A 12,061-nucleotide genomic window follows, 5' to 3' on the forward strand; every position below is an offset into this window, starting at 1 on the left:
GCCTTTTTCTTTTCCCTCTAAAAGATTTGGTTAATTACAAAAACCGAGTCTTTTTTAATCTCTTTTTGTTTCCAATAATTGTTACTTACTTGCACAAGTAATAGGGCTCTTATGAAAAAGATTATTATCACTATAGATGGTTATTCCTCCTGCGGGAAAAGTACTTTGGCAAAAGCGCTGGCAGGAGAGCTTAACTATGTATTTATAGATAGCGGGGCTATGTACCGTGCTATCACTCTTTATTTTCTGCGTAACCACGTAGATTGGAATATAAAAGAATCTGTTGTTAATGCTCTTGAAAACATTACACTTGAATTTTGCTACAGCAAGGATACAAATGCTTGTGAAATATTTTTGAACGACGAGAATGTTGAATGGCTAATCAGAGATATGGTAGTTGCCGAAAATGTAAGTGAAGTGGCGTCTGTAAGGGAAGTTCGCGAGTTTGCAGTTGAACAACAAAGAAAAATGGGCGACACTAAGGGAATTGTAATGGATGGGAGAGATATAGGCACCACTGTGTTTCCTGACGCTGAATTGAAAATATTTTTAACTGCAGATCCGGCAGTGAGAGTAGAAAGAAGGTTTCGCGAATTGTTGGCTAAAAATCCCCATATTACAATAACGGAAGTAAAGGCAAATCTTGAAACAAGAGATTATATTGACAGTCACCGGGAATTTAGTCCTTTAAGAAAAGCAAAAGATGCCATTGTTTTAGACAACTCTAACCTGTCAATAAAAGAACAATTAAAAATAACTTTAAAGCTTGTAAAAGAGAGGCTGGCAGAGGCGCCGGTAATGTAATTTTTTTAGCCGGCCACATCTCTTCTATAAACATTGTTGTGTCACACCCGTGTACCAAATAACATTACTTAAGCATGTAAGAACAGCTAAAGTGGCAATGCTGGCTATTTAATAAAGCTTAGAATATCTTCTTCAACTGTTTGCCTAAGATCAAAAAAAGAAAGCAGTCTTCTTATTACCTTCTCAACTACTGCATCCGGGCAACTTGCCCCACTGGTAATCAAGATTCTGGCAGGTACTGTAGCAGGAAGATAATCGATAGTATGCAGCTCCTGCCTGCTATGGAAGTCATAATGCAAAATTTCCTTTTGAGACAGTAATTTTTCAGGAGAGTCTATATAAAAAGTGGAAAGCTTCTCCTCGCATAGTTCAACCAGATGAGAGGTATTGCTACTGTTATAACCACCAACAACAATTGCAAGATCAGCCTCAGTTTCAAGTAAACCTTGAACAGCAGATTGATTGTCATTTGTAGCATAACATAGCGTATCACGAGTGTCAGCAAACCGGTCATCAATATTTGCATTAGACAAACCGTAATGCTTCATCATCACTTCTTTCAGGTAATCGCTTATGGCCTGCGTATCACTTGCCAGCATCGTTGTTTGGTTTACCACACCAATTTTTTGCAAATCCCGCTCTACAGTAAATCCCTCTGAATGGCGTCCTTTAAATTCTATGCAAAAATCGGCTGGCCGTTTTTCACCTGTAATATATTTAGATAGTTCAACGGCCTCCAACATGTCGTTTACCACAACGGTTGGGGCACTTGCAGCACTATGACTGAAAGTAGCCCTTGTTTCTTCATGCGACGGCTTGCCGTGCACTATAATAGTGTATCCTTTATTAGCAATCTGCTCGCTTCTATTCCATACTTTCTCTACAAAAGGACAAGTAGTATTATACTTTTCTGTTGTTATACCAATTTTATTAAGTCTCTCTTCAATTAAAAGCGTTGTACCGAAAGCAGGAATAATAACTACATCGTCTGCGGTCAATTCATCAAAATCAACTAAAGCATTCCCCTTTGTATCCTGCAAAAAACGGACACCTCTTTGTACCAGGTCTGCATTTACTTGGGGGTTGTGAATCATTTCGCTCAATAGAAAAATCCGTTTTCCAGGGTTTTCATCAATTGTACGAAAAGCAATTTCTATTGCATTCTCTACTCCATAGCAGAAACCAAAATGGCGGGCCAGAAAAATTTGCAGCTTGCCAAAATCTAATAAAGTAGGACTAAAGTCTTTTTTAAGCTTGTCCGCTTCCTTCCTCCTGCTTTTAATAGCACTAATAACGCTACTTCGATAAACAACGGGAACATTAAATTTCTTCATAGTTCTTATAACACTGTAAAGGTACAAAGTGACAAAGCAATAAATGTTAAGGGTAGAAGAAATAACCGCTACTGATTTGTCGTTTAAATTTAGTTCCTTTAAATATTACATTTAAAAGTCCAGACATATCAGCGGCACAAAAACTTAAAAAAAATCTAATTGCGAAATTCAGTTACCTGGAATGAAAGTCAAGTGAAAAACGAGCAGTTTTACGACAGTGTGTACGCTACCGTAAATATTGACAGTATTTTAAGCAAGGTAAAAAATAAGGAGACTTTTTTAGATAATGCTGTTAGAACGTATACCAGCTTTGCCGGGTTTTATCATGGCAATTTTAAAGATCAAATTGAAGAAAAAAAAGTTTTAGAACTGGGATGTGGTGATTGTGTAAATGCTGCTTTAATGGCTGCTCTTGGAGCGGAAGTTGTAGCCAACGATATTTCAGCGCAGTCAGGAAGGATAATAGAAGAATTGAACCGGCAATACCCTTTCAAATATCCAATCAAATTCATTTATGGCGATTTTTTGTTAGCAGACCTACCAGATAGTTCTTTTGACATAGTTGCCGGAAAGAACTTCGTGCACCATCTAACGCACGAACAGGAGTTGGAGTTCACGAAAAAAATCGTAAGCATTTTAAAGCCTGATGGTATAGTACGATACTTTGAACCTGCCGAAAATAACAAGTTGTTGGATAATATTCGTTGGATAATTCCTGTTCCCGGAAGGCCGTCTATCTTGCAAAAAAGAAAATTTGCCGAATGGAAGAATAAGGATCCTCATCCTTTAAGAGACAATAGTTACAGAAGCTACTTAAAAATTGGTAGCAGTTTCTTTAATAAAACCGAAATAATTCCAATCGGAGGTATTGAGAGATTTAACAGGCTTCTTCCCCAAGGCAGCTTTAACTTCAGGTTTAGACGTCTGGCTTTAGCGTTTGAAAAACTTTTACCTCGAAAATTAAATTTGGTGATAGCCCGTAGTCAAACCATAATATATGAGGGCCCTATTAAAGCGGTTTGACATTTTAAAAACAATCTTTCTTAAATTTAAATTCACCGCCTTTCAAGGATTTGAAGCCGATATTACATAACAGTTGTAGCCTTCTACCAGAATCTTTAAAATGTAACTTCCCAAATATAGGAAATTGAAAAAGCCACCTTTTTAAGGGTGGCTTTTTCAATTTCCTATATTTTCCAGCTTAAGAAGACTTTACTAAACCCGAAGACTTTGTGGTGGTCATGTCTTTGATAACATTAGCTGCTTCATTTATATAAATGTCTGTCTTAAGGTTTTTAAGCCAATTCTTATACCGCTCTCCTTTGTCTTTATCTACATTATTATATTTTGCCTCGTCAGCCTTCAATCCCTCAAAAGGCAACTCGACAGTTAATTTTGCCAGGCTATCATTTTGCTTAACAGTAGCTCTTAAGGCTTTTTGCTCTGTTTTGTATTTGTCAAGATTCAAACTGTAAATTTTGTCATTTTGCTTCGAAAGCCACAACGCATTACTATTAATTAAATTAAAGTTTACGTTGTTCTTAATTCTTTCGGCACTCTTTGCCTTTACTTCGTTTACGTTCCAATCTCCCTGCCACTTGTTAAAGGTAGTTTTCTCAATCTCATCCCAGGGGAGCGCATTCTCATTATCTTTTTCCCTGAATTTCAGGTACTCATATTCGTCAGGAAGTACGATATCCGGAGTAACTCCTCTTAGTTGTGTTGAACCTCCATTAATTCTGTAAAACTTTTGAAGCGTAAGTTTAATAGCTCCAAATTCGGTTCTTCCGGTGAAAAGGTCTAAAGGTCTACCAAACGGAATATTTCTTTGAACCGTTCCTTTTCCATACGAAGAGGTGCTGCCAATAATAACTCCACGTCCGTAATCCTGAATAGCGGCAGCAAAAATTTCAGAAGCAGACGCACTAAATTCATTGATCAACACGGTAAGCGGTCCTGTGTAAGCCACAGATTTATCGTTATCTCTTAAAACAGTTGCTTTGCCTTCTCTGTCCTTAACCTGAACGATAGGTCCATCCTGAATAAATAACCCCACCATTTCAACCACTTCAGGTAGGTAACCACCACCATTATTTCTTAAATCCATTACTATCCCATCTACGCCCTCTGCTTTGAGCTTTTGAATTTCTTTGGCAACGTCTGAAGAACAACGATGTCCATCCGGCTTCTCATAATCTGCATAAAAATCAGGAAGGAAAATGTAACCGATTTTCTGTTTTCCGTTAACTATTGCACTTCTTACATATACTTCGTCCTGCACTATCTCATCACGAATAATAGGAACGAGCTTCAATGACCCATCAGGTTTTTTTAGAGTCAATCTAACCTCAGTTCCCTTATTTCCACGAATTATTTTTACTGCATCCTCTACAGCTAATCCAGTCAGCTCTGCAGGTTCATCTTTTCCTTGTCCAACCTTCATCACAATGTCGCCAACCTGTATTTCGCCACTTTTCCAGGCAGGGCTACCAGTAAGCAAACTTGCGACCTTTATGTTTCCTTCTTCTTCTTTCAACGAAGCACCAATTCCGTAAAATTTGCCGCTCATCTGCTCATCAAACATTCTCTTTTCTACAGGCGGAAAATAATCAGAATGCGGATCCATGTAAGAAGTAATCGTATTAATAAAAATATTGAAACGATCATCAGCATTAAATTTCAACCGAATCCGTTCAAAATTCTTGTCCATTATTTTTCCCACTTTCTCCCGGGCCTCTTTTTCGAGTTCTGCATTTGTTTTTACAACAAAATCCTTCTTGTCCTTATTTTTTTCACGCTGATCTAACAAATCCGTATACCGTTCAAGCGTAAGAAACTTGATTTTTTTCTTCCACACTTCCTTCCTTTGAGACTCGTTAGCAGCGAAATTCAGTTTCTTTCCATCAATTACGATTTCCTCGTTAGCATTAAAGTCAAAAGGCCTGGCAAGAAGCTCTTTATAAAAAGACATTACTTCCTGCATCCTTTTGCTATACAACGCGTCAACTGCGGGAACAAATTGCATTGTAGCGCCGTGAATTTCATCGTCGATGGACGTCTCGTATTTTTTTAAAGAGTTGACATCGGCTTGCAGAAAAATATTTTTATCAGGATCAATCGACTCCAAAAATTTCTTAAAAATCTGCTGAGAAAAATTATCATTAATTGCTTTAGGATTATAATGGTTCTGCTCAATTATAGTTCCTAAAGTGGTTAATATTTTTTGCTGTGTAGTTATAGAGCCGCCATTCCCTCCATGAGATTGAAATGCCCAAAAGACGCCAGAAAATAAAACAACCAGCACCACCGGCAACACTTTGCGTTTAAGCATAAATTGAAAGATTTTTTTCATTCGTATCAAAAATAAAGTAAAAAGCCTTTTATTACGGTTCAACTTTTTATCTTAACAAAGGTTTTACCGCAACCAGATTTTATATCATAACTACTAACAAACCTTAATTGTTGTTCTGATAAAAAAAGAATTAGGTGGCTATGAATTTAGAATACCAACAATAATCGGACTAAGTAAAATTGTTATATGATAAAGACGTAAAAAGTAAATTTTAATCGTAGCATTATAGAAAGCAGAAGGCTTATTTATATGAAGAAAGATAATTGAAAAGATTGCAATAGAGAAGCGGTTATTTAAAATTATTGTAGAAAGAATTTTTTTTCTATTTTTGCCAACCAATTTTAATACGGAGATCGTAGCTCAGTTGGTTAGAGCGTCAGTTTGTGGCACTGAAGGCCGTGGGTTCGAAACCCATCGGTCTCCCTTAAAAAAAACCTTGTTCATTGTAACAAGGTTTTTTTATTCTCGCACTTTATTATTTTCTATTTACATGTATTGGACACTTTTTTTAATTCCCGTTATTTCTGCTTCTATTGGTTGGGTGACAAACTGGATCGGATTTAAATTCCTTTTTCATCCAAAAAAACAAAAAAAAGTACTCGGAATAACACTTCAAGGAATTCTTCCGAAACGACAACAACAGTTTGCAATACAACTAGGTAAGCTGGTAAGTTCAGAACTCCTATCTTTTGCTGAGTTAGAACAAAAGATAGCTGACCCGCAAAACGTTACTAAAATATTACCGCTACTTGAAATACACATTGATACTTTTCTACGGGAAAAGCTGACTGCGGAAATTCCTATGCTTGGAATGCTAATTGGAGAGAAGACGATTGCGCAGGTAAAAGGTGTGTTTATGAAGGAATTGGAGGAGCTTTTTCCTGTACTAATGAAACAATACCTGGGCGTACTACAAACCGAACTTAATATTGAAAAGATAGTCATTGAAAAACTCAGTAATTTTTCTACGGAGAAAGTGGAGGAACTGTTAATTGAAACAATGTCAACTGAATTAAGATTTGCAGGCGTCCTTGGTGCGATTATAGGTCTTGTAATTGGATTATTTCAAGTTTTTTTGATAATGGCAATGAGGTGATAGAGTGAAAAGGGAGAAAGTAAGACTACTAATCCATTTATCTCCCTATTTTACCGTTTATACCTTTTATTAGCCCTTGTTCATAGTAGCAGTGTGAACTTTACACTCAGAAAATGAACATATGAGAAGAATATTAGTCACTTTTTCGATTATTATTTCAATAGGATTAATGGCGCAAAGGCCAGGTGTAAGACCCGCAGGAGCGGGACGAGCAGGGGGTGCTCAAAATTCTATTGCCGGCCATATATATGGAAAAATAGTAGATAGTAAGACCAATAAGGGCATGGATGGCGTATCACTTCAATTTATTGGTAACCGAACAGATACGGCAACACAGAAAGCTTCTCCTGTTACCTTAAAAGCAACTATAACTCAACCTAACGGAGATTTCAGCCTTGATAATATACCAACGATAGGGGATTATACCCTTCGTATATCGGCCATTGGTTATAAGACTATCGAGAAAAAGATTTCTTCCGGGCCGAGACCCGCACAAGCAGGTGCACAGGGTGAAGGTGGAAGAGACCAAATGATGGGAATGATAGACAGAGATCTTGGAAACATCAGGCTTGAGCAAGATGCAGCAAATCTTGGTAATGTAACCGTAACTGCCACACGACAAATGTTTGAAATGGGTGTTGACCGGAAAATTTTTAATGTCGACAAAAACTTAACGAGCCAGGGACAAACAGCAACAGAGGTAATGAAAAGTATTCCCTCTTTAAGTGTTGACATAGATGGAAACGTAACACTAAGAAACGCTACCCCGCAATTATTTGTTGATGGCAGGCCTACAACAATGACCCTTGATCAAATTCCGGCTGACATCATTGACCGCGTTGAGCTAATCACCAACCCTTCTGCAAAGTTTGATGCTTCCGGTGGTAATGCAGGTATTTTAAATGTTGTTTTAAAGAAAAACAAAAAGACGGGTTACAATGGCGGTATCCGTTCAGGAATAGATTCGAGGGGAAAGGTGAATATAGGAGGAGACCTTAATTTAAGGCAAAACAAGGTTAACTTCTTTGCCAGCGGTGTTTATAACCAACGAAAGTCAATCTCTACCGGGACTTCTGACCGCATCAACTTAAATAAAAATGTGCCGACCAGTAGAATTTATCAACGAACTAACCCCATAAATAATGGATATTTTGCTTTTATCCGTGGTGGCTTCGACTACCTGATCGACAACAGAAATACCATTACTATTTCCACTAATTATAACCGGGGTAATTTTAAAAACAACGATCAACAACAAGTTGACTCTTTGCTTATAGCAAACCCATCCTTTAATACGGTAAGGCAAAATAGTGAAGGAAAAATGAAGAACATTGGATCCCAGTTTAGTTACAAGCACAATTTTGCTAAAACCGGCCACGAGCTAACAGCCGATGTAAACTATAATTCGAACAAAAATGAAAATGCCGGTTTCATAAATACTCAGACGTATAAATCGGCTTACGAATTTAAAAGATTGCCGGTGATGCAAAAGTCAGTTAGCGCAGGAAATACTAAGAACTGGACAATACAAACCGACTATACTAACCCTCTTAGTGAAACTCAGAAATTAGAAATTGGCGGCCGCGCTTCAATCCGAGACCAGCAAAACGCAAATGAGCAATACTTTTATAATCAAGGTATCGGGCAATATGTTATATCAAAAAACCTAAGCAGTACCTACAAGTACACTGACAGGGTATATGCGGCCTATGCAAATTATAGTCAAAAAGTAAATAAGTGGAATTACCAGGTTGGATTGAGAGCCGAGAACTCAACATACAATGGGTCAACAATAGGTCGGGACATGTCAGGAAGAGACTCTATCTCTAATTTTAATGTCAACTTTCCTTTATCCCTTTTTCCGAGCGCCTTTCTTACTTATAAGCTATCCGATAACGAGGACTTACAGTTTAATTATACCAGGAGAATAAATCGTCCTAACTTCTTCCAGTTAATTCCTTTTATTGATTATTCAGATCCATATAATCTAAGTGTAGGTAACCCAGGCCTAAAGCCTGAATTTACTAATTCTTTCGAGGTGGCTTATAATAATAATTATAAAAGAGGTGCTAACTTTCTTGCAAACGGTTACTTTAAATACAATACCAACCTAATTACCAGGTATCAGTACGAGGGTATCAATCCAGACACTGCCCAAAACTACTCCAGCAGCGACAGTGTTTTGTTTAATACTTTTTTAAATGCAAACAATAGTGTCACTTTTGGTATTGAGCTAACCAACAGAATGCCTGTTACCAAGTGGTGGGATATGACCGTTAACTTCAACTTGTTTAACTCAAGAATAAATGTTAACGATCCTAAACTGCCTGACATCTCCAACAAGCGAACAAGTTGGTTTGTAAAATGGAATAACAGTATTAAATTCTTAAAAACATTCTCTTTTCAATTTTCCGGAGACTATTACGCCAGAACAGTTATGCCACAAAGCGGCGGCGGTGGTGGTGGTGGCAGAGGCGGTGGTGGTGGTGGTGGTTTTGGCGGTGGACCTGTAGCAACGGCGCAGGGATATATAAATCCCAGATATGGTTTTGATGCTGCCATACGTAAAGACTGGAGTTGGAAAGGTGGCAACAGTGCATCTTTAACCGTTAGTATGAATGATGTATTTAGAACCCAGTTCTTCAGCATGTATTCCGAGTCTTCGTTCTTGATGCAAACGTCAAGACGTAGAAGAGATCCGCAAATTGTGAGAGTAAACTTCGGCTACCGCTTTGGCAAGTTTGATGTTAACCTTTTAAAACGGAAAAACACAAGAGAAGTTGACGGCGGAGATAATATGATTAGTCAATAACAAATAATAGGTACTGATAAAAAAAGGTGGTTTCTAAAAAGAACCACCTTTTTTTTATGCCCTTAAGTCTGTTTTTTTTGTTACCGGCTGTACCGCCGCTACTAAGCATTGTTGCGTCGCACCCTTGTACTTCTTCAGCATATTGCAACAGCGGGCGGGAGTTGTATTGAATTAAGTACAGATGTAATATGCGCTAAATTTCTATAAAACTTTCTACCCACTCCGTCCCTCCAGCATAGGAACGAAGGAAAAATTATCAAATCTTTCTTCAGCATATCCTCCATCAGCAAGCTTTGTTAGTCTCAACATTTGGGTAACAGGTCCCAAATCAACCGGCACCACCATCATTCCCCCGGTCTTTAATTGTGCAATCAACCTGGGTGGGATGTATGGAGCGGCAGCGGTAATAATCACTTTATCAAAAGGAGCGTAAGTCGGCAGTCCCTGAAAACCATCCCCATAAAAGAACTTTATATTAGGGTAATTGCTTTTAAATACAAAGTTCTTGTTTTTTTCGTACAGCTTTTTTTGCCTTTCAATTGTAAACACTTTAGCCCCCATCTCTGCTAAAACAGATGCCTGGTAAACACTGCCAGTGCCAATTTCAAGCACTTTATCATTAGGCTTTACTTCCAGCAATTGAGTTTGATATGCCACCGTGTATGGTTGGGAAATTGTTTGCCCCTCCCCTATAGGAAAAGCCCGGTCTTCATAAGCAATTTTATCAAAAGCAGAATCAAGGAAAAAATGCCTCGGAATATTATTGATGGCAGCCAACACGGCCTCGTCTGTTATACCTTTTTGTCTCAGCAATTCTACCAAATGCCTGCGTAACCCTTTGTATTGATATGTGTCTACTTGATTTTTCATTCTGTCTACGAAAGTACTTAATGCGTTCGACAGCAGAAGGCGTCCGCATCTATTTACTTTTTATGTGAAAAACAAAAAGAATCATAGTTATTAATAAACAGTTGACGTGTGGCACCACCATCGCACAAACAATCATTTAGGCGACCGGGCCATCCTACCTATATTAATGATTGTTATTTTTAAACATTTTCGCTTTGAAGCTGAAGCAGCTTCAAGGTGTGCCGATGAAGTGCTTCCGACGCAACCATGTTGCTATGAAACCTAATGCTGGTACTACCTATCTCACCCCTCCATATCTCTCAACATCAGTTAAATTCTTCTTATATCTCCGGCACATTTAGCTACTGTTTAGCTTTTATAATTTTCTTTCCGCTTACATATTTGTTTCCTTTCACAACAAAACGATATGGCAAGAGTGCATCTTCTGCTGCGTAGTCTACGCCGATTCTCGATGTTGCTATTATATCATCATCAGGGTATAGATAACCATCGTCTGCAATATAAAGCGGGTCGCTCTGAAGGGTCATACCAGATTGACTGGTATGCAATCCCAACGCTTTTGCTACGTTACCGGGACCACGGGTTAGGTCAAATGTATGAGTGGCTTTGTTAGTCCTTTCAAGCATGACGTTGATGCCTGCCAGCGGCTCGAGTGCTCTTATCAGGATGGCGTTTGGAACGTCTTTAACATTGGTAACAATGTTGAACATTTGATGTATGCCGTAACACAAGTAAATGTAAGCGACGCCACCCTGGCTAAACATTACTTCGGTACGTGCAGTACGACGGTTGTTATAAGAATGTGCAGCCTTATCAAAAGGACCGTTATATGCTTCCGCCTCAACAATACGTCCTGCAGTTAGTTTATCCTCAAAATTTGTTACAAGTATTTTCCCGAGCAGTTCTTTTGTTATAGCCACTACATCCGTTCTTTCATAAAAATCAGTCGTTAATTTTTTCCAGTTCGAAAAACTGGTGTTTAAGTGGTGTTGTTCTGTCACTTTAATTTCTGGTTTAAGGGTTCCTTATTCGTTGTTGCATTTTAATTAAAAGCGGGAGTGATTTACAGTTTAAATTTATACTATAAACACTCATCATTTGCTAAAAGACATTGTAACTGCAATACAGTCGTACCGCCTGGCGCACGCTTTTATCCGTAAACATAAGCTCTGGAAATGGATCATTATTCCCGGACTTATCTACATGGTCATGTTTTGCGTTAGTATGTATTTTTTTGGTAAAAGTGCGAGCTCTGTTATTGAATGGCTCAGTATTGAAACGGGCCTGAAACACTGGATAGAAAGCATGGAAAGCACCATTGCAGGCCTGTTATTTACAATCGCCGGAATTATTCTTTGGCTCATTTTAATGCTTTTTTACTTTTCATTGTTTAAATATATATGGCTCATTTTAGGCTCACCCATTTTCGCATATCTCAGTGAAAAAATCGAAGACATCCTGGAAGGAAAGAGCACTCCTTTTCATCTTTCTCAATTTCTCAAAGATGTCGCCCGGGGTATCCGCATTGCTCTCAGAAATACTTTATGGCAATCAGTTTATCTTATTGCTTTTCTTATTCTATCTTTTATACCTGTTGTAGGTTGGATCACTCCTTTTTTTGTGCTGTTAATAGAGTGCTACTATTATGGATTTTCTATGCTGGATTATACCTTAGAAAGAAATCATTTAACGGCATCAGAAAGCATTCATTTTATAGGAAAACGAAAAGGCCTTGCAATTGCCAACGGTTTAATGTTTTATCTCTTACACTTAATTCCCATTATTGGTTGGCT

At 38.1% G+C, this 12,061-nt stretch carries 9 protein-coding genes and 1 tRNA gene; 6 read left to right on the plus strand and 4 right to left on the minus strand.

Features of this window, described 5'->3' with window-relative positions; genetic code table 11:
• Nucleotides 1-111 precede the first annotated feature (111 nt).
• A complete protein-coding gene (cmk, locus tag JWR87_RS01025) occupies nt 112-804 on the plus strand; it encodes a (d)CMP kinase (protein WP_297814693.1) in 693 nt (230 codons plus the stop codon).
• 104 nt (nt 805-908) lie between these two features.
• On the opposite strand, the gene JWR87_RS01030 is transcribed toward cmk, so the two are convergent.
• On the minus strand, nt 909-2,138 hold the full coding sequence (locus JWR87_RS01030; RefSeq protein WP_297814694.1) for a 4-hydroxy-3-methylbut-2-enyl diphosphate reductase: 1,230 nt from the start codon (nt 2,136-2,138) through the stop codon (nt 909-911).
• A 159-nt stretch (nt 2,139-2,297) separates the two neighbouring features.
• Between JWR87_RS01030 and JWR87_RS01035 the strand changes: the two genes are divergently transcribed.
• Nucleotides 2,298-3,161, plus strand: coding sequence for a class I SAM-dependent methyltransferase (locus JWR87_RS01035; protein WP_297814695.1), 864 nt, complete (start codon nt 2,298-2,300; stop codon nt 3,159-3,161).
• A gap of 178 nt (nt 3,162-3,339) precedes the next feature.
• Here JWR87_RS01035 and JWR87_RS01040 read toward each other — a convergent pair whose 3' ends face one another.
• Nucleotides 3,340-5,469: a carboxy terminal-processing peptidase gene (locus tag JWR87_RS01040; RefSeq protein ID WP_297814696.1), complete on the minus strand. Its 2,130-nt coding sequence runs from the start codon at nt 5,467-5,469 to the stop codon at nt 3,340-3,342.
• Nucleotides 5,470-5,839: 370 nt separating this feature from the next.
• On the opposite strand from JWR87_RS01040, the gene JWR87_RS01045 reads away from it, so the two are divergent.
• From JWR87_RS01045 to JWR87_RS01055, 3 genes are all read left to right on the plus strand, one after another.
• Nucleotides 5,840-5,913, plus strand: a tRNA-His gene (locus JWR87_RS01045).
• A 67-nt stretch (nt 5,914-5,980) separates the two neighbouring features.
• Nucleotides 5,981-6,586 carry a DUF445 family protein gene (locus JWR87_RS01050; protein WP_297814697.1) on the plus strand — a complete coding sequence of 202 codons (606 nt, stop codon included), beginning with the start codon at nt 5,981-5,983 and terminating at the stop codon, nt 6,584-6,586.
• 121 nt (nt 6,587-6,707) lie between these two features.
• Entirely contained in the window at nt 6,708-9,398 is a 2,691-nt protein-coding gene (locus tag JWR87_RS01055; protein ID WP_297814698.1) for a TonB-dependent receptor, read from the plus strand.
• 213 nt (nt 9,399-9,611) lie between these two features.
• On the opposite strand, the gene JWR87_RS01060 is transcribed toward JWR87_RS01055, so the two are convergent.
• Both JWR87_RS01060 and JWR87_RS01065 read right to left on the minus strand, forming a co-directional pair.
• On the minus strand, nt 9,612-10,268 hold the full coding sequence (locus JWR87_RS01060; protein ID WP_297814699.1) for a protein-L-isoaspartate(D-aspartate) O-methyltransferase: 657 nt from the start codon (nt 10,266-10,268) through the stop codon (nt 9,612-9,614).
• A 341-nt stretch (nt 10,269-10,609) separates the two neighbouring features.
• Nucleotides 10,610-11,269 carry a DNA-3-methyladenine glycosylase gene (locus JWR87_RS01065; protein ID WP_297814700.1) on the minus strand — a complete coding sequence of 220 codons (660 nt, stop codon included), beginning with the start codon at nt 11,267-11,269 and terminating at the stop codon, nt 10,610-10,612.
• Nucleotides 11,270-11,366: 97 nt separating this feature from the next.
• On the opposite strand from JWR87_RS01065, the gene JWR87_RS01070 reads away from it, so the two are divergent.
• The coding region (locus JWR87_RS01070) for an EI24 domain-containing protein (protein ID WP_297814701.1) at nt 11,367-12,061 on the plus strand (695 nt) is incomplete at its 3' end.

Origin of the sequence: Segetibacter sp. (assembly GCF_025963695.1) — a bacterium.
Taxonomy (GTDB): domain Bacteria; phylum Bacteroidota; class Bacteroidia; order Chitinophagales; family Chitinophagaceae; genus Segetibacter.

What these genes read in the sequence shown, in the direction of transcription:
- cmk (WP_297814693.1), top strand. Translation starts at nt 112, where the DNA reads ATGAAAAAGATTATTATCACTATAGATGGTTATTCCTCCTGCGGGAAA.
- JWR87_RS01030 (WP_297814694.1), bottom strand. Translation starts at nt 2,138, where the DNA reads ATGAAGAAATTTAATGTTCCCGTTGTTTATCGAAGTAGCGTTATTAGT.
- JWR87_RS01040 (WP_297814696.1), bottom strand. Translation starts at nt 5,469, where the DNA reads ATGCTTAAACGCAAAGTGTTGCCGGTGGTGCTGGTTGTTTTATTTTCT.
- JWR87_RS01050 (WP_297814697.1), top strand. Translation starts at nt 5,981, where the DNA reads ATGTATTGGACACTTTTTTTAATTCCCGTTATTTCTGCTTCTATTGGT.
- JWR87_RS01055 (WP_297814698.1), top strand. Translation starts at nt 6,708, where the DNA reads ATGAGAAGAATATTAGTCACTTTTTCGATTATTATTTCAATAGGATTA.
- JWR87_RS01060 (WP_297814699.1), bottom strand. Translation starts at nt 10,268, where the DNA reads ATGAAAAATCAAGTAGACACATATCAATACAAAGGGTTACGCAGGCAT.